Here is a 25,491-nt window from a genome sequence, read left to right on the forward strand (position 1 = left end):
AGATGAGCCACGGGGTCAATAAATTGGCATTGACAATGTGCACGCTGTTGAGTTCTCAAGGACCAGACGCACTCCCCCCCCGACCCCGAACACGAGGTTCCGCCAGAGAGGCACTTCCTTCCACACCGAACACGACACCTTGCGGTGACGCTTCTTCGGGGTGATGTTGCTGCGAGCGGGACCCCGTCCGGACTGCATCTCCGGGTCTGTGACCCGGTGACCGTCTCGGCCGTTCCGTTCTCCGCCTCAGCGGCAACGAGTGATTACTCTACACACGCCCCGGGGGCCCCGCCAACCGTGGTCTATCCCGGGCGTGTCGCGCTCCCGGACGCGGCGGTCGTCCCGTGCATGAACGCGGACGGCCCGCCCCCTGAGCAGGGAGCGGGCCGTCCGTCGGAGCGGGTCAGTGGTTGGCGATGACCGGGTTCCGGAGCGAACCGAGTCCGGAGATCGTCACCTCGACGACCTCGCCGTCGCGGATCTGTCCGACGCCGGCGGGCGTGCCGGTGAGGATGACGTCACCGGGCAGGAGCGTCCAGATCGACGAGATGAACTCGATGAGCGTCGGGATGTCGTGGATCATCTCGTTCGTCGAGGCGGCCTGACGCAGCTCACCGTCGACGCGGGTCTCGAGGCGGATGTCCGACGGGTCGATCTCGGTCTCGATCGCGGGGCCGAGCGGGCAGAAGGTGTCGAAGCCCTTCGCCCGGGTCCACTGGCCGTCCCGGGCCTGGAGGTCGCGGGCCGTGACGTCGTTCGCGATCGTGTAGCCGAGGATCACGCTCGCGAAGTCCTCGCGGCGGACGTTCTTCGCGAGCGACCCGATCACGATGGCGAGTTCGCCCTCGTGGTCCACCCGTCCGATGTCGGCGGGGAGTCGGATGGGGTCCTCCGGACCGATCACCGCGGTGTTCGGCTTGAGGAACACCACGGGGTCGTCACCCGAGCGCTCGTCCATCTCCGATGCGTGCTCGGCGTAGTTGAGCCCGACGCCGATCACCTTCGAACGCGGGATCACCGGCGCGAGCAGCTTCGCCTCCGTCAGGGGCACCCGCTCCCCCGTCGTCTCGAACCCCTGGTACATCGGGTCCCCGGCGAGCACGACGAGGTCGCGCTCGTCGAGGATGCCGTAGCGGGGATCTTCGCCCTTGCTGCTGAACCGTGCGATCTTCACCGTTCGACCCTACCGACGCCGGAGCCGCGATCAGGACGCGTCGGTCAGCTTGGTCATCCAGCCGTGCGGGTCCGGCAGGCGCCCGTACTGGATGTCGGTGAGCTCCTGGCGGAGGGACATCGTCAGCTCGCCGGCGCCCTCGGTCGGGGAGCCGATCGTGAAGCCCTCGCCCCGGAGCTCGGCGATCGGGGTCACGACGGCAGCGGTCCCGCAGGCGAAGGCCTCCGTGATGGAGCCGTCCGCCACGCCGTCACGCCACTCGTCGAGCGACACCCGACGACGCTCGACGCGGAGGCCGCGGTCCTCGGCGAGCTGCAGGATCGAGTCGCGGGTGATGCCCTCGAGGATGGAGTCCGAGTCCGGCGTCACGAGGGTGCCGTCCGACTTCACGAGGACGACGTTCATGCCGCCGAGCTCCTCGAGGTACGTCCCCTCCGCCGAGTCGAGGAACATCACCTGCTGGCAGCCGTGCTCGTACGCCTCCTGCTGGGGCAGCAGCGACGACGCGTAGTTGCCGCCGGTCTTCGCCGCACCGGTCCCGCCCTTGCCCGCGCGGGCGTAGGTCGTCGAAAGCCAGATCGACACCGGCTTCGGGCCCGAGGTGAAGTAGGCACCCGCCGGGCTCGCGATGCAGTGGTAGTCCACGGCCTGCGCCGCGCGGACGCCGAGGAAGGACTCGGTCGCGATCATGAACGGCCGGAGGTACAGGCTGGTCTCCGGGGCCGAGGGCACCCAGTCGACGTCGGTCTGCACGAGCTGCCGGATCGACTCGACGAAGGCCTCGACCGGCAGCTCGGGGAGCGCCAGTCGCCGCGCCGACCGCTGGAAGCGCCGGGCGTTCGCGTCAGGACGGAACGTCCACACCGATCCGTCGGCGTGCCGGTAGGCCTTGAGGCCCTCGAAGATCTCCTGCGCGTAGTGCAGGACGCTCGCGCTCGGGTCGAGGGACAGCGGACCGTAGGCGTGGACGGCGGCGTCGTGCCAGCCGTCGTCGAGCGTCCAGTGGACGGTCGCCATGTGGTCGGTGAAGTGCTTGCCGAAGCCCGGGTCGGCGAGGATCGCCTCACGCTCGGCCGCCGCGCGGCGGTCGGGCGACGGCGTGGTGGAGAACTCGAGCCCGAAGGCGGTGTCGGTCGTCATGGGGGTGACTCCTGTCAGGCGGTGGTGGTGCGTGCCGTGAGGGCGGCGACGATGGCGTCGCCGACCTCGGACGTTCGACGCTGCGTGGTGCCCCGGTCCGCGAGGTCCGCCTCGACCGCCCGGGTCACCGCCGACGCGAGGTCGTTGCGACCGAGGTGGTCGAGCAGCAGGGCGACGGAGAGGACGGCGGCCGTCGGATCGGCCTTCTGCTGACCGGCGATGTCGGGCGCGGAACCGTGGACCGGCTCGAACATGCTGGGGAAGGTGCCGTCCGGGTTGATGTTGCCCGAGGCCGCCAGACCGATGCCGCCGCTGATCGCGCCGGCCAGGTCGGTGATGATGTCGCCGAAGAGGTTGTCGGTGACGATGACGTCGAACCGAGCAGGGTCCTGCACCATGTGGATCGTGACCGCGTCGACGTGCTGGTAGTCGACGGTGACGTCGGGGTACTCCGCGCCGACGGCCGCGACGGTGCGCTGCCAGAGCGCTCCGGCGTTGACGAGCACGTTGCTCTTGTGCACCAGGGTGAGGTGCTTCCGCGGCCGCCGGTCGGCGAGCGCGAAGGCGTACCGGACGACCCGCTCGACACCGTGCGCCGTGTTGAGCGACACCTCGGTCGCGATCTCGTGCGGGGTGCCGACGCGGATGGCGCCGCCGTTCCCGACGTACGGTCCCTCGGTGCCCTCCCGCACGACGACGAAGTCGACCGTGCCCGGGTCGGCGAGCGGGGTCGTGACCGCGTCGTACACCTTCGTCGGGCGGAGGTTCACGTAGTGGTCGAAGGCGAAGCGCAGCTTCAGGAGCAGCCCGCGCTCGATGATGCCGCCGGCGAGCCGCGGGTCGCGCGGGTCGCCGCCGACGGCGCCCAGCAGGATCGCGTCGTGCGACGCGATCGCCGCCAGGTCGTCGTCGGTCAGGATGTCCCGGTCGCGAGGAACCGATCGGCGCCGAGCGAGAACGCGGTCTCCTCGACCACGAGGTCCTCGGGCAGGACGGCGTGGAGGACCTTGAGCGCCTCGTCGACCACCTCGGGTCCGATGCCGTCGCCGCGGACCACGGCGAGCTTCACGGTCTGCGTCATCTGCCCGACTCCCCTACAGCGTGATGTCGATCTCGCGGAGCGAGGTCGCGTCGATGGTGGACCGCACGTGCTCGAGGATCTCCGCGGGCACCGGGGAGTCGACGGTGAGGACGCTGAGCGCCTGACCGCCGGCCGCTTCGCGGGAGATCTGCATCGCCGCGATGTTGATGCCGGCCTCGCCGAACTCCTTGCCGTAGACGGCGACGATGCCGGGGCGGTCGACGTACTCCATCACGACGTGGTGACGGTCGAGCGGAACCTCGACGTCGTGCCCGTTGATCTCGACGAGCTTCTCGACCTGCTTCGGACCGGTGAGCGTGCCGGAGACGCTGATCGCCGGGCCGTCGGACTGGGCGCCGCGGATGGTGAGGACGTTGCGGTACTCCGGGCTGTCGGCGTCGGTGATGAGCCGGACCGAGACCCCGCGCTGCTCCGCGATGAGCGGGGCGTTCACGTAGGAGACCTGGTCGCTGACGACGTCGGTGAAGACGCCCTTGAGCGCCGCGAGCTTGAGCACGCTGACGTCGTATCCGGCGAGTTCGCCGTGCACCTCGACGTCGATGCTCGTGACCGGCGAGGTCGCGAGGCCGGTGAAGACCTGGCCGAGCTTCTCGACGAGCGGGATGCCCGGGCGCACGTACGGGTCGATGACGCCGCCGGCGACGTTCACCGCGTCGGGGACGAGCTCGCCGCCGAGCGCGAGCCGGACGGACTTCGCGACGGAGACGCCCGCCTTCTCCTGGGCCTCGTCGGTGGAGGCACCGAGGTGCGGGGTGACGACGACGTTGGGCAGGGACGTCAGCGCGTCGTCCTGCGGCGGCTCGGACACGAAGACGTCGAGACCTGCGCCCGCGATCGTGCCGGAGGTGAGGGCGCGGCGGAGGGCGTCCTCGTCGATGAGCCCACCGCGTGCGACGTTGACGACGAACGCGGTCGGCTTCATGAGCGCGAACTGCTCGTCCGAGATCATGCCGACCGTCTCCGGCGTCTTCGGCATGTGGATCGTGGTGAAGTCCGCGCGGCGGAGCAGGTCCTCGAGCGAGACGAGTTCGACGCCGAGCTGCTGCGCCCGCGCCGTCGTCACGTACGGGTCGTACGCGATGACCGAGACCCCGAAGGCCTGCAGACGCTGCGTGATGAGCGCACCGATGCGACCGAGGCCGATGATGCCGACGGTCTTCTCGTAGAGCTCGACGCCGGTGTACGCCGAGCGCTTCCACGCACCGCCGGCGAGCGAGGCGTGGGCGGCCGGGATGTGACGCGCGAGCGAGAGGATGTGGCCGACGGTGAGCTCCGCGGCGGAGATGATGTTCGACGTCGGCGCGTTCACGACCATGACGCCGGCCGAGGTGGCGGCCTTGATGTCGACGTTGTCGAGACCGACACCCGCGCGGGCGACGACCCGCAGGTTCGGGGCCGCGGCGATGGCCTCGGCGTCGACCTTGGTGGCGGACCGCACCAGGATCGCGTTCGCGTCGGCGAGGGCGGACAGGAGCGCTGGTCGGTCGGTACCGTCCACGTTCCGGATCTCGAAGTCGGGCCCGAGGGCGTCGACGGTGGCGGGCGAGAGTTCTTCGGCGATCAGGACGACCGGCTTCGGCACGACTGCTGTTTCCTCACACGAGACGGGCGGTATCCCACCATGCTACCGACGCGAGCGCATGGTGACGACCGCGTGACGCTCGCGGTGGTGACCGGACGACGGACGGGAGGCACGGTGCGGGCCCGCACCGTGCCTCCCGTCCGGCCGTCCGCCGGGTCCGTCAGGACCCGATGGTGGTCGTGGTCGTCACGTACTGCAGCAGGCTGAACCAGAGGGCGCTCACCGCGCAGAGCGCGGTGAGGAACACGACGATCGTCCGGGCGGGCGGCATCCGGCGCGACACGACGAGGGCAACGACGAACCCGACCGGGGCGATCGCGACGTCGAGCACCAGTGCAACCCACGGGACGGAGCTCTGCAGGGCGGTGGCCCCGTTCTTCGCGAGGAACTCGTTGTTCGCGAGGATCGGGGTCGAGACGCCGACGAAGTTCCCGACGGCCTGCGTCGTCACGTAGGCGAGCAGGAGTGCGGCGACGACCCAGACGACGATCCGCCACGGGACGAGCACCCGGGCGGGGGTGGATGCGGGTGCGGGCGCGCTCAACCGAAGCTCCTCGTCAGGATGAAGGGCCACGGGATCAGCACGACGGCACCGATGAGCAGCCAGACGAACTTGGTGCGGTTGCGGCTCGACTGTCCGATCCAGAGCGTCGCGACGAACCACAGCGCCGGCGCCACGATCGCGAGCGCACGCATGACCTCGGAGGCGAGGTCACCCACGGCGAGGACGCTCGCGCTGATCAGCCACGCGACCGTGTAGAGCAGGTAGAGACCACCGAGGACGCCGAAGCCGATGAGCGGTCCGGAGCCGAGCGGGCCCTCGTCGTCGTGGGAGCGGCGCTCCTTGACGGCGACCGGGTTGTGGGCCGCGTCGACGTGCGTCGCGTCGTCCGCGTCACCCCAGCTCAGCGCGTCGTCGTCGTCGTGGTCGACGGACCCGTCCGGAGGTGAGGCTGCGGTGGTCATGCCTCGATTCTACGAGGCGTCGAGGAGTGCCGGTGTCGGCGGGGGGGCGACGTCGGTCGTCCACACGGGCGGGACGACGCGGGCAGCCCCGGACCGGGTCAGACGTCGGCGGACTCGGTGGCGAGGACCGCCGCCACGACGTCGCGGACCGCCGGGAACAGTGGGTGGCTCTCCATGAGGCCCGTGAGGATCTCGGTGAGGGCGTGCGCCGTCGCGCCGGAGCGCAGCAGGGCGTGCAGCTCGATCGACTCGGGGTCGTCCTGGTCGTCGAAGGCGAGGGCCGCACGGATCGCACCGAGGAGGTGGTCGACGGGCATGCTGCGTTCGGCGAGCTGGGACGCGGGGCCGACGAAGCGCTCGCGGCGCCCGAGCTTGCGGAGCGGGTTCCGCCCGACCCGGAACGTGGTGTCGGGCAGGTGCGGGTTCGCGATCCTGGAGAGGTTCGCCGCGACGTAGCGGGCGTGCTCCTCGGGGTCGAAGCCGTGCTTGGCGATGAGCAGTGCGGTCGTCTCGGCGAGGACGCCGTCGACCTCGGCCCGGACCTCGCGGTCCTCGAGCGCCTCGCGGATGAGGCGGATGCCGCGCGTGGAGCCGTGGTACGCAGCAGTGGCGTGCGCGGTGTTGACCGTGTAGAGCTTGCGCTCGACGAAGGGCTGGAGGTCCTCGACCCAGGTCACGCCGTCGATGACCGGCGGTTCGGTGTCGGAGGAGTCGAAGGGCGTGCGCTCGATGACCCACTCGTAGAAGGGCTCGAGCACGACGTCGAGGCCGCCGGACTGGCCGAGGACGCCCGACTGGTCCGGGACGATGCGGTCGATCGCGCAGTTGGCGAAGACGGCCGCGATGTCGCGGTCCTCCAGCACCGGGGCCCGTCGGATGCTCGCGTGCAGCGAGTCCGTGGCGTTGAAGGCGTTCTCGCACGCGACGATGGTGACGTCGCCGCGCTCGGTGCCGCGGGCGGCGAGTCCCTCCGCGATCACCGGGGCGACCAGCGGGAGGGTACGTGCACCGACAGCGGTGGTGACGACGTCCGCCTCCGCGATGGCCTGGACCACCCGCGCACGGTCGGTCTTGCTGTTCAGTGCGCGGAAGCCGTGGACGAGGTGCTCGACCGGCATCTCGCCGACCTCGTGGACGACGAAGCGACCGGCCTCGTTGAGGGCCGAGACGACGCGCTCGTCGACGTCGACGAAGGTGAGTTCGTACCCGCTCGCCACGAGGAACTGCCCCACGAAGCCGCGCCCGATCTTGCCGGCGCCGATGTGGACCGCCCGTCTCGTCACCGCCATCGGACGATCATCCCACGCCGATCGGTACGGTCCTGACCATCCCGGCCCTCGGTCGCCGACGGGCGTCGTCCGAGGGACGCGGGGACCCCGCGGACACGCCGATCTCCGGCGCCGGGGGTGATGAAGAGCTGCTGCATAACGTTCGGGTCACATCGAGAGGCGGCGGTGCACGGTGCACCGCCGCCTCGTCGTCGAGTGGTCTGCGAAGACTACCGCGCGGCCGAGCCGTCCACGTAGTCAGCGTCGTTCGACTTCCACGCGAACAGCGCGCGGAGCTCGCGGCCGGTCGCCTCGATCGGGTGGCCCTCGCCCTTCGCGCGGAGCGCCTTGAACTCCGGCGCGCCGGCGTCCTGGTCCTCGATGAAGCGCTTGGCGAAGGTGCCGTCCTGGATGTCCGCGAGGACGGCCTTCATGTTCTCCTTGACCTCGGGCGAGATGACGCGGGGGCCGGAGACGTAGTCACCGAACTCGGCCGTGTCCGAGATGGACCAGCGCTGCTTGGTGAGGCCGCCCTCCCAGATGAGGTCGACGATGAGCTTGAGCTCGTGCAGCACCTCGAAGTACGCGATCTGCGGCTGGTAGCCCGCCTCGGTCAGCGTCTCGAAGCCGTACTGGATGAGCTGCGAGGTGCCACCGCAGAGGACGGCCTGCTCACCGAACAGGTCGGTCTCGGTCTCCTCGGTGAAGGTCGTCTTGATACCGCCGGAGCGCAGACCGCCGATGGCCTTCGAGTACGACCACGCGAGGTCCCAGGCGGAGCCCGAGGCGTCGACCTCGACGGCCACGATCACTGGGACGCCACGGCCGGCCTCGTACTCGCGGCGGACGGTGTGGCCCGGGCCCTTCGGCGCGACGAGCGACACGTCGACGCCTTCCGGCGCCTGGATGTAGCCGTAGCGGATGTTGAAGCCGTGGCCGAAGACGAGCGTGGCGCCCGGCTTGAGGTTCGGCTCGATGTCGTCCTTGTAGACGATGCGCTGCACCTGGTCCGGCGCGAGGATGACGACGACGTCGGCCCAGGCGGTCGCGTCGGCCGGGGTCAGGACCTCGAAGCCCGCCTCCTCGGCCTTCTGGCGGCTCTTCGAGCCCTCCTTGAGGCCGATCTTCACCTCGACGCCGCTGTCGCGGAGGTTGAGGGCGTGGGCGTGGCCCTGCGAGCCGTAGCCGATGACGGCGACCTTCTTGCCCTGGATGAGCGTCAGGTCGGCGTCGGCGTCGTACACGATGTCAGTCACGAGGGTGTGTCTCCTTGGTTCTGTGGTCTGTGGGGGCCGACGGGGTCAGCGCACCCGGTCGGTGATGCTCTTGGGTCCGCGGCCCATGCCGAGGAGGCCGGCGCGCGCCAGTTCCTTGATGCCGTACGGCTCGAGCACGCGGAGGATGGCCTGGATCTTGCCGGGGTCGCCCGTGACCTCGACGACGAGCGAGTCGGTCGCCACGTCGACGACCTGCGCACGGAAGAGGGTCACGGCCTCGAGGACCGCCGAGCGGGTCTGGTTGTCCACGCGGACCTTCACGAGCATGTGCTCGCGCTGGACCGACTGCGAGAAGTCGAGCTCGACGATCTTGATGACGTTGACGAGCTTGTTGAGCTGCTTGGTCACCTGCTCGAGGGGCAGGTCCTCGACGTCCACCACGACGGTGATGCGGCTGAGTCCCTCGACCTCGGTGTTCCCCACCGCGAGCGACTCGATGTTGAAGCCGCGGCGGGCGAAGAGGCCGGCGACGCGCGTCAGCAGACCCGGCTTGTCCTCGACGAGCAGGGAGAGGACGTGGCTCATGCGGGGTCTCCGGTCATGTCGGCGTCCTCGACGTCCCAGCTGGGCGCGTGGTCGCGGGCGTACTCGATCGAGGAGTTGCCGACGCCCTGCGGGACCATCGGCCAGACCATCGAGTCGCGGCTGACGACGAAATCGATCACCACGGGACGGTCGTTCGTCTCGAGGGCGAGCCTGATGGCGTCGTCGACCTCGTCGGCGCGCTCGACGCGGATGCCCAGGGCACCGTACGCGTCGGCGAGCTTCACGAAGTCCGGCACCCGCCGGGTCTGGTGCCCGGTCTCGAGGTCGGTGAACGAGTGGCGGCCGTCGTAGAACAGCGTCTGCCACTGCCGCACCATGCCGAGCGACGAGTTGTTGATGATCGCGACCTTGATCGGGATGTCGTTGATGACGCAGGTCGCGAGCTCCTGGTTGGTCATCTGGAAGCAGCCGTCGCCGTCGATCGCCCAGACCACGCGGTCCGGCTCGGCGACCTTCGCGCCCATCGCCGCCGGGACGGAGTAGCCCATCGTGCCGGCGCCGCCCGAGTTCAGCCAGGCGTGCGGACGCTCGTACTGGATGAACTGCGCGGACCACATCTGGTGCTGCCCGACGCCCGACGCGTAGATCGCCTCGGGTCCGGTGAGCTCGCCGATCCGCTTGATGATCGCCTGCGGCGCGAGGAGTCCGTCGGTCGGCTCGGCGTACCCGAGCGGGAAGTCCTTGCGGAGCCCCTCGAGCTTCTCCCACCACGCGGCGGTGTCCGCGCGGTCGGCGGGTGCGATGCCGCCCCACGCGTCGAGCAGGTCGGCGAGGACCTCCTTCGCGTCGCCCACGATCGGCACGTCGGCGAACCGGATCTTCGAGATCTCGGCCGGGTCGATGTCGACGTGCACGACCTTGGCGTCGGGCGCGAACTCATCCGCCTTGCCCGTCACGCGGTCGTCGAACCGGGCGCCGAGCGCGATGATGAGGTCGCTGTCCTGCAGCCCGAGGACCGCGGGCACCGTGCCGTGCATGCCGGGCATGCCGAGGTGCTGCGGGTGCGTGTCGGGGAAGGCGCCGCGGGCCATCAGGGTCGTGACGACCGGCGCACCGGTGGCCTCGGCGAACGCCTTGAGCTCGGCCGTCGCACCGGAGCGGACGACACCTCCGCCGACGTACAGCACCGGACGCTCGGACTCGGCGAGCAGCTGCGCGGCGGCCGCGATCTGCTTGCCGTGCGCCTTCGTCACGGGGCGGTACCCGGGCAGGTCGATCTTCGGCGGCCACACGTACGGCGCCGACTTCTGCTGGGCGTCCTTCGTGATGTCGACGAGCACCGGACCCGGACGGCCGGTCGTGGCGATCTGGTACGCCGCCGCGAGGGTCGCCGGGATGTCGGCCGGGTCGGTCACGAGGAACGAGTGCTTCGTGATCGGCATCGTGATGCCGACGATGTCGGCCTCCTGGAAGGCGTCCGTCCCCATCAGGGTCGAGAACACCTGCCCCGTGATGGCGATGAACGGCACCGAGTCCATGTAGGCGTCGGCGATGGCCGTCACGAGGTTCGTGGCACCGGGGCCGGAGGTCGCGATGGCGACCCCGACGCGGCCGGACGCCGAGGCGTAGCCCTCGGCGGCGTGACCGGCGCCCTGCTCGTGACGGACGAGGACGTGGCGGATCGTCGTGGACGCCATGAGCTCGTCGTAGAAGGGGATGATGGCGCCACCGGGCAGGCCGAAGACGTCGGTGATCCCGAGGTGCTCGAGCGTCCGCAGGACGGCTCCCGAGCCGGTCAGGACCTCCGGCGTCCGGCGTGCACCGGCGGCCGCGGACAGCGGAGTGGCTTCCGTGGGCATGAGGTGTTCCTTGCCTGGAGTGATGGCGGTGGTGCGTGTGTCGACGCTAGCCCGTGACCGCGCCCTTGGCGGCGGACTGGACGAGCTTCGCGAACTTCGCGAGGACTCCGCGGGTGTAACGCGGGGGCAGCGGGGCCCAGCCTGCTCGGCGGGCCTCCAGCTCGGCGTCGTCGACCAGTAGGTCGAGCGAGCGAGCCGCGATGTCGACACGGATGCGGTCGCCATCGCGCACGAATGCGACTGGACCTGCGTCCACCGCTTCCGGTGCGATGTGGCCGATGCACAGGCCGGTTGTGCCGCCTGAGAATCGTCCGTCCGTCAACAGTAGTACATCCTTGCCGAGGCCCGCGCCCTTGATGGCCGCCGTGATCGCGAGCATCTCGCGCATGCCCGGACCGCCCTTCGGGCCCTCGTACCGGATGACGACGACGTCGCCCTTCTGGATCCGACCCTCGTCGAGGGCGTCCATCGCGGCGCGTTCGCGGTCGAACACGCGTGCGGGGCCCTCGAAGACCGCGGCGTCGAACCCGGCCGTCTTCACGACGGCACCCTCGGGGGCGAACGAGCCCTTGAGGATCGTCAGTCCGCCGGTGGCGTGGATCGGCTGGTCGAGCGGGCGGAAGACCTTGCCGTCGACCGCCGGCGGGTCGATCTCCGCGAGGTTCTCGGCCATGGTCTTGCCCGTGACGGTCATGACGTCGCCGTGCAGCAGCCCGGCGTCGAGGAGGGCCTTCATGACGACGGGGATGCCGCCGTTCTTGTCGACGTCGTTCATCACGTACTGACCGAACGGCTTCATGTCCGCGATGTGCGGCACCTTCGAGCCGATGCGGTTGAAGTCGTCGAGGGTGAGGTCGACCTCGGCCTCGTGCGCGATGGCGAGGAGGTGCAGCACGACGTTGGTCGAGCCTCCGAGTGCCATCGCGACGGCGATCGCGTTCTCGAAGGCCTCCTTGGTCAGGATCTGGCGCGCCGTGATGCCCTTGCGGAGCATGTTCACGACGGCCTCGCCCGAACGGTGCGCGTAGTAGTCACGGCGACGGTCGGCCGACGGCGGCGCGGCCGAGCCGGGCAGCGACATGCCGAGGGCCTCGGCGACCGACGCCATCGTGTTCGCCGTGTACATGCCACCGCAGGCGCCCTCGCCCGGGACGATGGCGCACTCGATCTCCTTGAGCTCGGCCTCGGTGATCTTCCCGGCCTTGCACGCGCCGACCCCCTCGAAGGAGTCGATGATCGTGACCTCCTTGAAGGAGCCGTCGGCCTGCTTCACGTACCCGGGCATGACCGAGCCCGCGTAGAGGAAGACGCTCGCGAGGTCGAGGCGCGCGGCTGCCATGAGCATCCCCGGGAGCGACTTGTCGCAGCCGGCGAGCAGCACGGTGCCGTCGAGGCGCTCGGCCATCACGACGGTCTCGACGCTGTCCGCGATGACCTCGCGCGAGACGAGGGAGAAGTGCATGCCCTCGTGGCCCATCGAGATGCCGTCCGACACGGAGACGGTGCCGAACTGCAGCGGGTAGCCGCCACCGGAGTGGACGCCCTCCTTGGCACCCTGCGCGAGGCGGTCGAGGGACAGGTTGCAGGGGGTGATCTCGTTCCAGGAGGACGCGATCCCGATCTGCGGCTTCTCCCAGTCGTCGTCGCCCATGCCGACGGCCCGGAGCATCCCACGCGAGGTGGTGGCTTCGATCCCGTCGGTGACGACCCGGCTGCGCGGCTTCACGTCGATGTCAGGCATGGGGTGAGTCTAGGCGCAGTTGGGATACCAGCCGAGCAACAACATGCGTCCGCATGGTGTGCGGTGCGGCGGCGGGGGCCGGGCGGGCGCGCGCGAGCGGCGGCCTGGAGGCTCGGGGCGCGTCCGTCAGGCCGGTCGCGTGGTCAGGCCGGTCGCGTGGTCAGGCCGGTCGCGGCGGTCAGCGCGTCGCGCGCGCCCGGGCGAGCTGCTTGAGCACCTCGGTGAGCGCCGCCGGGTCGGTCACCCGGTACCCGGCGAGCGTGTCGCCCTGGCCCACCTTGACCCCGACGTCGCCCTCGCGGAGCACGCGGAAGCCGTCCTCGTCCGTGACGTCGTCGCCCGCGAAGAACACCGCGTCCGCGCCGCGCAGCTCGCGCAGCCGGTCGATCGCGTCGCCCTTGGTGACGTGCCGGACGGCGAACTCGAGGATGTCCTTGCCGCCGCGCTCGAGGACGGCGTCGTCGACCTCGTGCGCGACCCGGCTCGCCTCGGCGTCCGCGGCCGCGGCGGTCTCGGCGTCGACGCCGCGGGTGTGGATGCCGAGGCCGGCGGGCTTGTGCTCGATCCGGACGCCCGGGTACCGCGAGACGACCTCGTCGAGGGCGGCCCCGAGGCGCTGCACGCGTGCGGACTCGTCGTCGGTCAGGGCGTCCTCGTCGTGGCCGTCGACCCGCCACTCGACCCCGTGGGACCCGACCAGCGCCATGCCGTCCGGCGCCTGGGTCACCCGGGCGAGACCGTCGAGCGGGCGGCCGGACACGAGCACGACCTCGGTGTCGCGGGCGCGCTGCAACGTGAGGACCGCGGCCCAGGAGCCGGGCAGCGCCCCGACCTGCGCGGGGTCGTCGGCGAACGGCGCGAGGGTGCCGTCGAAGTCGAGGGCGACGAGCAGTCGCGGCGCAGCCGCGAGCGTCTCGAGGGCCGACGACAGGGCGGACGGGTCGGTGACGGTCTCAGGCACCACGGGCCTCCCGGGTGTCCTCGGCCGCACGCGCGGTCTGTGCGCCTTCGTCGAAGATCGACATGCCGTCGTCCTCCGCCTCACGGTGCGCGTCCGCAGTCGCGTCCGGGTCGATGCGCGACCCCTTGGGCGCATGGCGGTCGAGCGCTTCGAGGAAGGATCGCGACCAGCGCGCCACGTCGTTCTCGCGGACCCGCTTGCGGAGCGCGCGCATGCGCGTGGAGCGCTCGCGCCGGGGCATCTCGATCGCGCGCTGGATCGAGTCCTTCAGCGCGCCGATGTCGTGCGGGTTGACGATCACCGCCTGCTTCAGCTCGTCGGCGGCGCCGGTGAACTCGGAGAGGATGAGCACGCCGTCGTTGTCGAAGCGCGTCGCGATGTACTCCTTGGCGACGAGGTTCATGCCGTCACGCAGGGCCGTCACGAGCATCACGTCGGCGGCGAGGTAGAGCGCCACCATCTCCTCGCGCGGGTAGCCGTGGTGCAGGTAGGCGATCGGCTGGTGCCCGATCACGCCGAGGTCGCCGTTGATGCGGCCGACCGTCAGTTCGATCTCGTCTCGGAGCGCGGCGTACGTGTCGACGCGCTCGCGGCTGGGGCTCGCGACCTGGATGAGCGTGGCGTCCTCGACCGCGACCCGGCCGTCCTCGACGAGTTCGCCGAAGGCCTTGATGCGGTGGCGGATGCCCTTCGTGTAGTCCAGCCGGTCGACGCCGAGGAGCACGGTCTTCGGGTTGCCGAGGCTCGCGCGGATCTCGCGGGCGCGCTCCTGGACCTCGGGCCGGTGCGCGATCTCCTCGAAGCCGGCGGCGTCGATCGAGATCGGGAAGTGCCGGGCCTCGACGTGCCGCACGGTGATGCCCTTGCGGCTGCGCGGGGCGGCCGGGTCGTCGACGGGGACGTCGATCGTGGAGCCCTTGGTCGTGTAGCCCTTGATGTGCCGGACCGCCCGGAGGAAGTCGCTCGCGTCGTCGTGGCGCTGGAAGCCGATGACGTCGGCGCCGAGCAGGCCGTCGAGGATCTGCGCGCGCCACGGCAGCTGGGCGTAGATGCCGACCGGCGGGAACGGGATGTGGTTGAAGAAGCCGATCGTGAGGTCGGGTCGGAGCTCGCGGAGGAGCGCGGGCACGAGCTGGAGCTGGTAGTCCTGCACCCAGACGACGCCGTCCTGCTCGACGATGTCGGCGATCTGGTCGGCGAAGCGCTGGTTCACGCGCTTGTAGGCGTTCCACCAGTCGCGGTGGTAGCTCGGGTGCTCGATGACGTCGTGGTAGAGCGGCCAGAGGGTGTCGTTGCTGAAGCCCTCGTAGTACTCCTCGACGTCCGCGGTGCTGAGCGGTACCGGGACGATGTGGATGCCGTCGTTGTCGAACGGGGGGACCTCGACCTCGGGCTGCCCGACCCAGCCGACCCAGGCACCGTCGTTCGCCCGCATCACGGGTTCGAGCGCGGTGACGAGGCCACCCGGCGAGTGCCGCCAGCCCTCGTTGCCGTCCTCGTCGACGACGCGGTCCACCGGGAGGCGGTTCGACGCGACGACGAAGGCGTAGCGGGTGCGGTCGGTTCGGTCTGCAGCCATGGGGTGGTGGTGTCTCCGTTCGCCCGGGGTGGTGCACGCGGGTCGTGGTGCACGTGGACGGTGCCGAAGTTACCAGCGGGACGTCAGCGGATTCACGGGACCTCGGCAGGTTGGATATGATGCACCCTCGTGTCGGGGGGACACGAGGTGCCCACAGGGGTGGCGCCGGCCTCCCGGTCGGAAAGGATCCGCCTCTCGTGAGCGAGCACCCGCCCGTCCCGCCGCAGCCCCCGCAGGACCAGGGGCCCCGTCAGCCCGCGCCGTCCGCGCCCGCCGCGCCCGCCGCGCCCTCGGACGGCTTCGACCGCCTCCTGCGCAGCGTGCCCGGTCGCGACTGGCTCGCCGCCGTGCTCGGTGCGGTCGGCGGCTGGTTCGCCGCCTACGTCGTCGCCGCGATCGCGCTCCTGCTCACCGTGGCGGTCGCCGCGGCCGGCTCGGGCGGAGCCGGCTCCGGTTCCGCCGACCTCGGGTCGTCGGGCAGCCTCGGCGGCTCGGGCGTGCCGGACGTGCAGTCGCTGTTGTCCGGCGTCAGCGTCCTCCTCGGCGCGCCCGCGCAGCTCGTGGTGCTCGCGGACCTCGGACGCCTGCACGGCTCCGGGTCGATCGGCCTGCTCGGATCGGGCTCCGGCTCCGTCGGGGTCGTGCCCGCGGTCGTGCTCGCGGCCCAGGTCGTGCTCGCGGTGCTGCTCACCCGCCGCATCCGCTCGCGGGTCGTGGCGCTCCCCCAGCTCCTCGTGACGAGCGTCGTCAGCGGCCTCGTGCTCGTCGCGCTGACGACCCTCACCGGGCTCGTCCTCGCGATCCGGTTCCCGGCCGTGGACGGCGTGTCGATCGAGCCCGTGCACGGCGTCGGCCTCGGCAGCGTGCTCGGGTCTTTCCTGGCCGGCGCCCTCACCGCGCTGCTCGCCCGGCCCGCGCTGCTCGTGCGCGGCAACGTCCTCGTCGGCCGGGTCCTCGGCACGGTCCGGGTCGCCGCCTCCCAGCTCGTCGTGCTCGTCGTGGTGGTGTCCGTCGTGGTCGCCGTCGTCGCGCTCGTCGCGCAGCCGTCGTGGAGCGCGGCGCTCCCGGTCTTCATCGGCAACGCCGGCGTCCTGCTGACCGCGCTCGGCTTCCTCGGCGGCATCGGCACGTCCGGGCTCGGCTCGGCGAGCAGCACCGCGAGCGTCTTCGGCGGCGCGGGCGGCTGGACGTGGCTCGTCGTGCTCCTCGTGCTCGTGTCGGCGTTCGTCGCCGGCCTCGCGCTCGCCGTCCGTCGCAACGACCGGGTCCGCAGCACCCTCGACTGGGTCGTGACGCCCGTGGTGTGGCTCCTCGGCGGCGTCGTGCTGCTCGTGCTCGGGACGCTGGTCGTCTCGTACCGGGTCACCGGCGTGAGCACCCTCGGCGGGACCGGATCGGTCGGGATCACGGCCTGGACGCCGGTGGTGTTCCTGCTCTGGGGTGCCGCCATCGAGGTCGTGGCGCGGTTCGTCGCCCCGGTGCTCCTCCCCCGTCTCGGCGGCGGTGTGCTGCTGCGCACCGCGAAGGTCGTGGGCACCGACCCGCAGCCGGCCGTCGCGTGGACGTCGCCCGTCGGCGCCGCGCCCACGGTCGGCGACCAGCCGTCCCCCGGGCATCCGGTCACCGGGCAGCCCGCCGCCGGGCAGTCGGCCGCCGGGCAGTCGGCCGCCGGCGCGTGGGCGCAGGCCCCCGGGGTCGAGGCGCCCGTCGGCACGCCGGCCGTCGCCGGCCAGCAGGCGTTCACGGGTGCCCCCGCCGGCGGTCAGCAGCCGTTCGTGGGCGCCCCGGCGGGCGGACCGCAGCCGTTCGTCGGCGGGCAGGCACCCGCCCCGATGTCCCCGAAGGCCCGGAAGGTCCTCGTCCGCTCGCTCGTCGCCGCCGGCGTCGTGGTCGTGGTGGTCGTCGCCGGTGCGGTCACGACAGGGGTCCTGCGCGCGAACGTCTGGGGTCCCGGGGCGACCGCACGCGACTACGTCGACGCGATCGCGCGGGGCGACGGTGCGTCCGCCGCGACCCTGACCGAGGCACCGTCGAACGCGTCGATGCTCGACGGTGCCGTGCTGAAGAGCGCCGAGGACCGGCCGACCGACGTGCGCATCGGACGGGTCTCGACCTCGGGCGACTCGGCGTACGCCACCGTCCGGTACCGGCAGGGCGGGTCCGACCGCACGGGCGAGATCACGCTCGAGCGCACCGGCACCTCGTTCCTCGTGAAGGACGAGTGGCGCGTCACGAAGCCGCTCGCCGACCGGGTGTCCATCGCCGCGAGCGACGTGCTCGAGGGCGCGCCCGTCACCGTCGCGGGGAAGAAGGTCGGCACGATCGAGAACGGCGTGTTCGAGTCGCTCGCCTACCCCGGCAGCTACCAGGTGGCGGTCGGCGGGACCGACTACTTCACCGGCGGGACGAAGACCGTGAAGGTCGGCGCCGCCGCGGCACCGTACGTGTCGTTCGAACCGAAGGCGACCAAGGCGCTCGAGACCGACGCCGAGCAGTACGTCTCGGACCTCATCGACGAGTGCGCCACGAAGACCGACATCGGCTACTCGGACGGCTGCCCCTGGTACGGCCCGTACGACGCCGACGGTGCCGTGCAGTACACGGTGGAAGCGGCGCCGGAGCTCTCGGTCGAGACCTCCGGGAGCGGCTACGTCGAGGTCCGGAGCACGAAGGACGGCACGGTCGCGTACTCGTACCGTGACTACTTCGGCGACGCCCAGAAGAGCGAGGACTCGTTCGACGTCGACGTCTACCTGAAGGTCGAGGACGGCAAGCTCGTCTCCGCCTACTGACGCTGACAGCACGTCCCGCACGACGGCCGGCCTGGGGAACCAGGCCGGCCGTCTCAGTACGCTGGCGTGATGGTCATGACGAGGGCGTGGCGCAACGGCGCCGCCGCGGAACGCGACTTCCCCGTCGAGCGGGTCTCCGACCTGGTCGCCGAGCCCGACACGTTCGTGTGGGTGGACCACACGGACCCGCGTCCGGACGAGCTCGCCGACGTCGAGGAGGAGCTCGGCGTGCACGCGCTCGCGGTGGAGGACGCACTCGAGCGCGGCCAGCGACCGAAGCTCGACCGGTACCGGGAGAGCCTCTTCCTCGTCGTCTACGACGTCACCGGCCGGACCGACACCGGCGAGCTCGTCAGCCACGAGGTGAAGGCCTTCGTCACGAAGCGCGCACTCATCACCATCCACGGAGCCGACGTGGACCTCAGCGACGTCGAGCACCGGCTCGACGCGAGCGCCGACATCGCCGACCACGGCGTCCCCTGGCTCATGTGGGCGCTGCTCGACACCGTCGTCGACCACGCCTCGGACGTCGTGGAGGACCTCGACCAGGCCGTCAGCGCGCTCGAGGACGACCTCTTCGAGCACGGCAGCAGCAGCGAACGGCAGATCCAGCGGCGTTCGTTCGTCCTCCGGAAGCAGCTCGGGGTGCTGCGGCGCCTCGTGGTGCCGACGCGGGACAGCGTCACGTCGGTCCTGCACGGGGACGCGGAGCTCGTGGTGGACGGCATCCGACCGTACTTCCGCGACGTGCAGGACCACCTCGTGACGATCGCCGACTCGGTCGAGCAGCTCCGCGACGCGGTCGGCAGCGTGCTCGACACGAACCTCGGCATCGCGTCGAACCACCAGAACGTCGTCATGAAGAAGGTGACGGGGTGGGCGGCGATCATCGCGATCCCGACGGCGATCACCGGGTTCTTCGGGCAGAACGTGAAGTTCCCCGGCATGAGCCAGTGGAGTGGGCTGTTCCTGTCGCTCGGCCTGATCGTCGCGACGTCCCTCGTGCTCTACCGGGTCTTCAGGAGCAAGGACTGGCTGTAGGGCCCCAGGGGCACGGAGCCCGTCAGATCCGCAGCGCGAGCACCCCGGCCACGACGGTGAGCGGTGCCACGACGCACCCGAGTGCCATGTACCGCCCCCACGACAGGTGCACGCCTTCGGAGGCGAGCCGCGCGTGCCACAGCAGCGTCGCGAGCGAGGCCCACGGGGTGATGAGGCAGCCTGCGTTCACGCCGACGAGCAGCGCCGCGTAGCGCAGTGCCTCGTGCCCCGCCGCCGGCTCGAGCACCAGGTAGGCGGGCAGGTTGTCGATCGCGTTCGCCGCGACCGCCCCGGCGCCGCCGAGGGCCAGGAGCGATCCGGTGCCGGTGCCCCCGGGCAGCGCGTCGACGATCGGGTCGGTGAGCCCCGTGGTGTGCAGGGTCTCGACGACCACGAAGAGCCCGGCGGCGAAGATGAGCGTCGACCACGGCACGCGCGAGATCCGCAATTCCGACGGCGCGCGGAAGGCGGCCACGACGACGAGCAGCACCGCGGCGACGACCGCGGCGATCCACACCGTGACACCGGCCGTCAGCGCGACGACGAGCGCGACGAGCACGGCGGAGGCGGACCAGAAGAACACCGGGTCCGACGCGCGCCGGACCGACACGGGTGTGTAGCGCCCGAACAGCTTCCCGCGGAAGACGACGAGGAGCACCGCGCACGGGATGACGACCCCGGCGAGCGCCGCCCACAGCATGAGACCGGCGAACGGGATCGGCCCGTCGAGTCCGATCCGGTCGACCGCGAGCAGGTTCGTGAGGTTCGACACCGGCAGCAGCAGCGACGCGGTGTTCGCGAGCCACACGGTGGTCAGCGCGAACGGCATCGGCGGCAGTCCCACGCGGCGCGCGAGCGTGATGACGATCGGGGTCAGGAGGACCGCGGTGGTGTCGATCGACAGGAACACCGTGCAGACGACGGCGAGCACGACGACCGCTGCCCAGAGTCCGATGGTCCGGCCGCCGCCGACGCGGGCGGCGAGGTCGGCGAGGCGGTCGAAGACCCCGGCGTCCGCGGCGAGCTCGGCGACGATGGTCAGCCCGAGGACGAACCCGAGCACCGGGACCACCCGGTCTGCGAGCTCGGCGAGGTCGGACAGGGGCAGGAGCCCGAGGGCGACGCAGACCGCGCCGACCACGAGCAGGACTCCGCCGATGACGGCCTGACGCACACTGACTCCTCACGAGCGCGCCGGCGCAGGGTGACCGGCGGCGCTGCAATGTAGCGGCCGGTAGCGTGGACGGGACGACCAAGAGGAGGAACCCGTGCGGAAGTTCATGTTCAGCGGTGCCGTGTGGAGCTCGATCATCAGCGGCTACAGCGTGCTCCAGACCACCCGGCAGGGCCCGCGCGACTGGCGCCTCGCGCTCACCTGGGTGGCGTGGCTCGCGACGACGATCGTCGCGATCGGCACGGTCGTCGAGGACGACCGCGCCGTGAAGGCGCGGCAGCCGTAGGTCGCGGACGCGACCGGCAGACGGACGGGAGGCACGTGGCGGGTCCGCCACGTGCCTCCCGTCCGTCCAGGGGCGTGTCTACGGCACGTCGGACGGGCGGACGTCGGAAGTGCGGATCGGACCGGTGAACATGGCGGCGCGGTCGTCGTGCTCGCCGCCGAAGAGGGCGGACGACGCCGCCGTCGACGCACCGGGGCGGCGCGGGGACGCGACGTCCTCGACCATGAGCACCCGCTGCACGGGCTGGGCGTCGGGGTGGGTGCGCTGGATCCAGGCGACGAGTTCCTCGCGGACGTAGCAACGCAGGTCGAACAGCGACGGCGCGTCGTGTGCCGTGACGAGCACGCGGACGTGCACGAACCCCTGGACCGCGTCGGTGACCTGGAGCACCTGCACCCGGCGGTCCCAGAGCTCGGTGCGCTCGAGGATCCGCTCGAGCTCGACCCGCATGTCGCCCGGCCGGACCCGCCAGTCGAGGTCGAACTCGACGGCGCCGAGCAGTTCGCTGTTCGTCCGGGTCCAGTTCTCGAACGGTGTGCTCGTGAAGTAGGTCGAGGGCAGCACGAAGCGGCGGTCGTCCCAGAGGTGCACGACGACGTAGGTGAGGGTGATCTCCTCGATGCGTCCCCACTGCTGCTCCACCACGACGACGTCGTCGACCCGGATCGACCCGGAGAACGCGAGCTGCATGCCCGCGAAGACGTTGCCGAGGGTCGACTGCGCCGCCAGGCCGGCGATGACGGAGATGAGGCCGGCGCTCGCCAGGACGCTGGCCCCGGCGGCCTCGACCCCGGGGAAGGTCAGCAGGATCGCCCCGACGGCGATGATCACGAGCACGGCGACGGTGAGCCGGCGCAGGACCAGGACCTGGGTCTTGATGCGCCGCGCCACGCGGTTGTCCGGGACGTCGGTCCGGTACCGGTGCAGGCCGAGGCTCTCGAGGAAGATCGCCACCTCGCACGCCAGCCAGCACCCGGTGCCGATCACCGCGATGAGGAACACGTGCGAGACGTCGTCCCGCCACGGGTACGCCCTCGTGTCCGGGATGCTGGTCGCGAACGCCGTCCACAGGAGCGCGACGAGCAGCACCGTGCGGAACGGGTGCTTCGTGCGGCGGGAGAGGACGGCGGCCCAGCGTTCCCGGCGTGCGAGCGACCGGAACACCAGGTGGGTGACGAGCGCCGAGACGGCCGTGACGAGCAGGGCGAACCCGATCGCGACGAGGAGTCGGAGGAGGATGTCCATGCCCTCCATGCAACCAAGACGACGGTGTCCCCGGTCCAGCCGGGCGGGGTCGTGTGCCACCGGCGGTCGCGGACCCCTGTAGCGTGTCGCGCATGACAGCGCAGAACGACACGGGGACCCGTCGCGCTCCCGCGAACGACTTCTCGCACGAGCAGGAGGGCTACCAGCACGGTCTGAAGCCCCGGCAGTTGCAGATGATCGCGATCGGTGGAGCGATCGGTACCGGGCTCTTCCTCGGGGCCGGCGGCCGGCTCAACTCCGCGGGTCCCGCGCTCGCGATCACCTACCTCGTCGCCGGCGTCTTCGCCTTCTTCATCCTCCGCGCCCTCGGCGAGCTCGTGCTGCACCGTCCCTCGTCGGGGTCGTTCATCTCGTACGCGCGGGAGTTCTACGGCGAGAAGTTCGCGTACGCGGCCGGCTGGATGTACTTCCTCAACTGGGCGATGACCTCGATCGTGGACACCACCGCGGCCGCGCTCTACATGCAGTACTGGAAGCCGTTCACCTCGGCGCCGCAGTGGCTCATGGCGCTCATCGCCCTCGTGGTGGTGCTCGCCGCCAACCTGGTCGCGGTGAAGGTGTTCGGCGAGCTCGAGTTCTGGTTCGCGCTCATCAAGGTCGCCGCCCTCGTCGCGTTCCTCGTCGTCGCGCTGGTCTGGCTCATCTTCGCGTTCCCGGTCGAGACCGGCGGCCAGGCGGTGCAGACCGGCTTCTCGATCCTGCAGAACAACGGCGGGGTGTTCCCGAACGGCCTGCTGCCCGCGGTGCTCGTGATCCAGGGCGTCGTGTTCGCGTACGCCGCGATCGAGCTCGTCGGCACCGCCTCCGGCGAGACGCAGGACACCGAGAAGGTCATCCCCCGCGCGATCAACTCCGTCGTCTTCCGCATCGCGGTCTTCTACGTCGGCTCGGTCGTCCTGCTGTCGCTCCTCCTGCCGTACACGTCGTACAAGGAGGGCGAGAGCCCGTTCGTGACCTTCTTCTCGTCCATCGGGAACCCGCAGGTCGGGCAGGTCGTCGGGTCGATCATGAACTTCGTGGTGCTCACCGCGGCGCTGTCGTCGCTGAACGCCGGGCTGTACTCGACCGGCCGCGCCCTGCACTCCATGGGCATGAACGGGTCCGCGCCGAAGTGGACCACGAAGATGTCCCGCGGCGGCGTCCCGTACGCCGGCATCCTGCTCACCGCGGGGTTCACGGTCGTCGGTGTCGTGCTCAACTACTTCGTTCCGTCGCAGGCGTTCGAGATCGCGCTGAACGTCGCCAGCCTCGGCATCATCACGGCGTGGGGCACGATCATCCTCTGCCAGATGAAGCTGCGGAGCTGGGCCAAGCAGGGCCTCGCGAAGGAGCCGACCTTCAGGCTGCCCGGCGCACCCGTGACCGCGTGGTTGACCCTGGCGTTCCTCGCCTCGGTCGTGGTGCTCATGGCGATCGACTGGCCGGTCGGGACGTTCACGATCGCGTCCCTCGTCATCATCATCCCGCTCCTCGTCGTCGGCTGGTTCCTGCAGCGCGACCGGATCCTCCGCATCGCCGCGCTCCGCGAGGGCGTCACCGGGCCCTACCCCGTGACCGGGCGTGACCCGGCGAACCAGGTCCGTCGTGACGGGACGGACGACTCCGCGAAGTGACTGTCCGCGGGCCGCGCCGGCCCGCCTGGACGAACGTGACGGGTCCGGCACCCACCGGTAGCATCGGTGGGTGCCGGACCCGTCGCTCGTCCCGTCCCTGGACCTCCAGCTGACCTGGCGCGGCGTCTTCGGCCGTGTGCGCGTCTTCGACGACCGGGTCACCGCCGAGACGAGCTTCGAACGCCCCGTCCGGACCACCGTCCCGATGACCTCGGTCCGGGGGTGGCGCATCGAGCCGTGCGACTTCGACGCGGTCTGCCTCGAGTTCGTCACCGACGACGACACCTACCGGGTCCTGCTCGACACCTCGGACGAGTCGATCGCCGACCACGCCCTGCGCCGCGTGCTCGGGCCACCCCTCGCGGACTGACGCTCCCCTCCCCCGACCTGACCCAGCCTCCCGCGTCCCGCATCCCGACCCTCGGACATCGCGACACGCCGGTGCCGGATGTCGTCCGCGCGGGTCCGCTCCTGGTGGAATGCGTCCGACACCCCGAGCAGCTGCCCGGTGCGCACGCGACACCGAGGTCGACGTCGACCGTGGCCGGCCGCTCCACCTGAACCCCGGCGTCGCCGGGCTCCGGGACGGATTCGGGTTCCGGCCCGCAGCCCGGCGACGACGGTCAGGCCGGACGCACACGCTCCCGCGGTGTCTGGTGCTCCGGAGGCGTGCGACGGTCCCGCGGTTCGGTGAGATCGTTGCGGAACGACGGGCCCGCTGTCGTGCGACAGCGGCGGTGTCGTACGACGACGGTCGCGTCGTACGACGCCGGTCCCGCTCTCGTACGACAGGCCCGCTGTCGTGCGACAGCGGGCCTGTCGTCGCACAGCGGCCGCTCCGCCCGCCTCGCGCAGCGGCCGCGCCGTCAGACGAGCAGGAGGATCCCCGCGACCACGGACGCGACGGCGATCACGAGCGCGATCACGACCAGGACGAAGTGCACGCGCCAGAACGTGGTCGGCCGCCCCGCGGCGTCGCGCGCACGGGGGTCCTTCGCGACCCGCTGGAAGAAGCGCGGCCAGGCGACGACGTTGAAGACGGCACCGACGAAGAGGACGAGCGCGGCGAAGACGGTCACACGACGATCCTAGGACGCCACGATGCGCTGGCCTGGCCCGGGCGAGCCTGCGGACGGGGCCCGGCGGTGCTCGGCCGCCCCCAACGCGGCCGAGTCCCGCGCTCGGGCGCCGCATCTCCTGCAGCTGGTGCCCCCGACCCTACACGCGCCGTTCGATCGCGTCGATCCGACGGCGAGGACGCACGACCCGGCACCGGTAGCCTCGGACGCTGTGAGCACCGTGTACCCGTCGACGATCGCGGCGCCGGTGGAGCACGAGATCGTGATCACGAAGTCCCGGTTCATCACGACCGTGGCACCCGTCGCCGACGTCGCGGACGCCGACCGGGTGATCGCCGGGGTCCGGAAGCGCTTCTGGGACGCCCGCCACAACTGCACCGCGATGGTCACCGGGGTCCTCGGCGACCAAGCACGGTCCTCCGACGACGGAGAACCGAGCGGCACGGCCGGGGTGCCCATGCTCGAGGTGCTCCGTCGTCGCGGGCTCACGGACGTCGTCGCCGTGGTGACGCGGTACTTCGGCGGGGTGAAGCTCGGCGCCGGCGGACTCGTCCGCGCGTACTCGACGTCGGTCTCCGAGACCCTCGACCGGGCCGTCCTCGTGCAGCGTCGAGCGCTCACCCGCATCGGGGTCGACGTTCCGCACGCCGAGGCCGGACGGATCGACAACGTGCTCCGCGACTGGGTACGGCACCACGACGCGGTGCTCGGTGACACCGGGTACGGGTCCGTGGCGACGTTCGAGCTCTGGGTGCCGCAGGAGCTGATCGGGGCGCTCCGGGCCGACCTCGCGAGCATGTCGGGCGGGGCGCTGGAGCCGCTCGTCGGGGCAGAACGCGTCGTCGACGTACCGACGGGCTGAGCGGGACGGGAGCGCCCGCGACGGACCTGCCGGATCCGACGCTCGTGAACACGTCGGGCGTGTCGCCCCGCAGCCGCCGCCAGCCCCGGGAACGACGAAGGCCCCGGTCCGTTCGGACCGGGGCCTTGCTGGTGCACCCCCTGGGACTTGAACCCAGAACCCACTGATTAAGAGTCAGTTGCTCTGCCAATTGAGCTAGAGGTGCGTTCGCTGCGTTCCGTTTGACCGTGCTGCAACGGGAAA

The 25,491-nt window shown here is 71.1% G+C and carries 21 protein-coding genes, 1 tRNA gene and 1 pseudogene; 6 read left to right on the plus strand and 17 right to left on the minus strand.

Translation table 11 applies throughout. The annotated features are described in order from the left end of the window. Window positions 1-403: 403 nt before the first annotated feature. The 13 genes and pseudogenes from IEY20_RS14120 to otsA form a co-directional block, all read right to left on the minus strand. Window positions 404-1,174, minus strand: a complete 771-nt coding sequence (locus IEY20_RS14120) for a fumarylacetoacetate hydrolase family protein (RefSeq protein WP_022904386.1) — start codon at window positions 1,172-1,174, stop codon at window positions 404-406. Window positions 1,175-1,204: 30 nt separating this feature from the next. Beyond that, window positions 1,205-2,314, minus strand: coding sequence for a branched-chain amino acid aminotransferase (locus IEY20_RS14125; RefSeq protein ID WP_175328681.1), 1,110 nt, complete (start codon window positions 2,312-2,314; stop codon window positions 1,205-1,207). Between the two features lie 14 nt (window positions 2,315-2,328). Beyond that, window positions 2,329-3,395: pseudogene (locus IEY20_RS14130) on the minus strand (3-isopropylmalate dehydrogenase). A 13-nt stretch (window positions 3,396-3,408) separates the two neighbouring features. Next, a complete protein-coding gene (gene serA, locus IEY20_RS14135) occupies window positions 3,409-4,998 on the minus strand; it encodes a phosphoglycerate dehydrogenase (RefSeq protein ID WP_175328682.1) in 1,590 nt (529 codons plus the stop codon). Between the two features lie 160 nt (window positions 4,999-5,158). After that, window positions 5,159-5,542 (minus strand): hypothetical protein, encoded by a 384-nt coding sequence (locus IEY20_RS14140; RefSeq protein ID WP_175328683.1) that lies wholly within the window; start codon window positions 5,540-5,542, stop codon window positions 5,159-5,161. Then, entirely contained in the window at window positions 5,539-5,964 is a 426-nt protein-coding gene (locus IEY20_RS14145) for a hypothetical protein (protein ID WP_175328684.1), read from the minus strand. The genes IEY20_RS14140 and IEY20_RS14145 overlap by 4 nt, the downstream gene beginning before the upstream one ends. 98 nt (window positions 5,965-6,062) lie before the next feature. Further along, entirely contained in the window at window positions 6,063-7,253 is a 1,191-nt protein-coding gene (locus IEY20_RS14150; protein WP_022904392.1) for a mannitol-1-phosphate 5-dehydrogenase, read from the minus strand. Between the two features lie 209 nt (window positions 7,254-7,462). After that, window positions 7,463-8,488, minus strand: a complete 1,026-nt coding sequence (gene ilvC / locus IEY20_RS14155; protein WP_022904393.1) for a ketol-acid reductoisomerase — start codon at window positions 8,486-8,488, stop codon at window positions 7,463-7,465. A gap of 45 nt (window positions 8,489-8,533) precedes the next feature. Next, window positions 8,534-9,034, minus strand: coding sequence for an acetolactate synthase small subunit (ilvN, locus tag IEY20_RS14160; protein ID WP_022904394.1), 501 nt, complete (start codon window positions 9,032-9,034; stop codon window positions 8,534-8,536). Continuing rightward, complete coding sequence (locus IEY20_RS14165; protein WP_175328685.1) at window positions 9,031-10,854, minus strand: acetolactate synthase large subunit; 1,824 nt, start codon at window positions 10,852-10,854, stop codon at window positions 9,031-9,033. The genes ilvN and IEY20_RS14165 overlap by 4 nt, the downstream gene beginning before the upstream one ends. 46 nt (window positions 10,855-10,900) lie before the next feature. Further along, complete coding sequence (gene ilvD / locus IEY20_RS14170) at window positions 10,901-12,595, minus strand: dihydroxy-acid dehydratase (RefSeq protein ID WP_188889246.1); 1,695 nt, start codon at window positions 12,593-12,595, stop codon at window positions 10,901-10,903. A gap of 178 nt (window positions 12,596-12,773) precedes the next feature. Further along, a complete protein-coding gene (gene otsB / locus IEY20_RS14175; protein WP_229728069.1) occupies window positions 12,774-13,556 on the minus strand; it encodes a trehalose-phosphatase in 783 nt (260 codons plus the stop codon). Further along, window positions 13,549-15,135 (minus strand): alpha,alpha-trehalose-phosphate synthase (UDP-forming), encoded by a 1,587-nt coding sequence (gene otsA / locus IEY20_RS14180; RefSeq protein ID WP_022902426.1) that lies wholly within the window; start codon window positions 15,133-15,135, stop codon window positions 13,549-13,551. Before otsA ends, otsB begins: the two co-directional genes overlap by 8 nt. Before the next feature lie 197 nt (window positions 15,136-15,332). On the opposite strand from otsA, the gene IEY20_RS14185 reads away from it, so the two are divergent. Next, a complete protein-coding gene (locus tag IEY20_RS14185; protein ID WP_175328687.1) occupies window positions 15,333-17,927 on the plus strand; it encodes a hypothetical protein in 2,595 nt (864 codons plus the stop codon). Between the two features lie 69 nt (window positions 17,928-17,996). After that, window positions 17,997-18,968: a magnesium transporter CorA family protein gene (locus tag IEY20_RS14190; protein WP_022904228.1), complete on the plus strand. Its 972-nt coding sequence runs from the start codon at window positions 17,997-17,999 to the stop codon at window positions 18,966-18,968. 22 nt (window positions 18,969-18,990) lie between these two features. On the opposite strand, the gene IEY20_RS14195 is transcribed toward IEY20_RS14190, so the two are convergent. Next, complete coding sequence (locus IEY20_RS14195; RefSeq protein WP_022904227.1) at window positions 18,991-20,142, minus strand: SLC13 family permease; 1,152 nt, start codon at window positions 20,140-20,142, stop codon at window positions 18,991-18,993. A gap of 94 nt (window positions 20,143-20,236) precedes the next feature. On the opposite strand from IEY20_RS14195, the gene IEY20_RS14200 reads away from it, so the two are divergent. Then, window positions 20,237-20,428, plus strand: a complete 192-nt coding sequence (locus tag IEY20_RS14200; protein WP_022904226.1) for a hypothetical protein — start codon at window positions 20,237-20,239, stop codon at window positions 20,426-20,428. Between the two features lie 78 nt (window positions 20,429-20,506). Here IEY20_RS14200 and IEY20_RS14205 read toward each other — a convergent pair whose 3' ends face one another. Continuing rightward, window positions 20,507-21,673 (minus strand): mechanosensitive ion channel family protein, encoded by a 1,167-nt coding sequence (locus tag IEY20_RS14205; protein WP_022904225.1) that lies wholly within the window; start codon window positions 21,671-21,673, stop codon window positions 20,507-20,509. Between the two features lie 92 nt (window positions 21,674-21,765). Between IEY20_RS14205 and IEY20_RS14210 the strand changes: the two genes are divergently transcribed. Beyond that, entirely contained in the window at window positions 21,766-23,307 is a 1,542-nt protein-coding gene (locus tag IEY20_RS14210) for an amino acid permease (RefSeq protein WP_175328688.1), read from the plus strand. Between the two features lie 70 nt (window positions 23,308-23,377). Continuing rightward, complete coding sequence (locus tag IEY20_RS14215) at window positions 23,378-23,677, plus strand: hypothetical protein (protein ID WP_175328689.1); 300 nt, start codon at window positions 23,378-23,380, stop codon at window positions 23,675-23,677. Between the two features lie 496 nt (window positions 23,678-24,173). On the opposite strand, the gene IEY20_RS14220 is transcribed toward IEY20_RS14215, so the two are convergent. Next, window positions 24,174-24,386: an SCO4848 family membrane protein gene (locus IEY20_RS14220; protein ID WP_022904221.1), complete on the minus strand. Its 213-nt coding sequence runs from the start codon at window positions 24,384-24,386 to the stop codon at window positions 24,174-24,176. A gap of 211 nt (window positions 24,387-24,597) precedes the next feature. On the opposite strand from IEY20_RS14220, the gene IEY20_RS14225 reads away from it, so the two are divergent. Next, window positions 24,598-25,248 (plus strand): IMPACT family protein, encoded by a 651-nt coding sequence (locus tag IEY20_RS14225; RefSeq protein ID WP_229728071.1) that lies wholly within the window; start codon window positions 24,598-24,600, stop codon window positions 25,246-25,248. A gap of 129 nt (window positions 25,249-25,377) precedes the next feature. Here IEY20_RS14225 and IEY20_RS14230 read toward each other — a convergent pair. Next, window positions 25,378-25,453: transfer RNA gene (locus IEY20_RS14230), tRNA-Lys, on the minus strand. Between the last annotated feature and the right edge of the window lie 38 nt (window positions 25,454-25,491).

It is taken from the genome of Curtobacterium luteum (assembly GCF_014646995.1).
Classification (GTDB): Bacteria; Actinomycetota; Actinomycetes; order Actinomycetales; family Microbacteriaceae; genus Curtobacterium; species Curtobacterium luteum.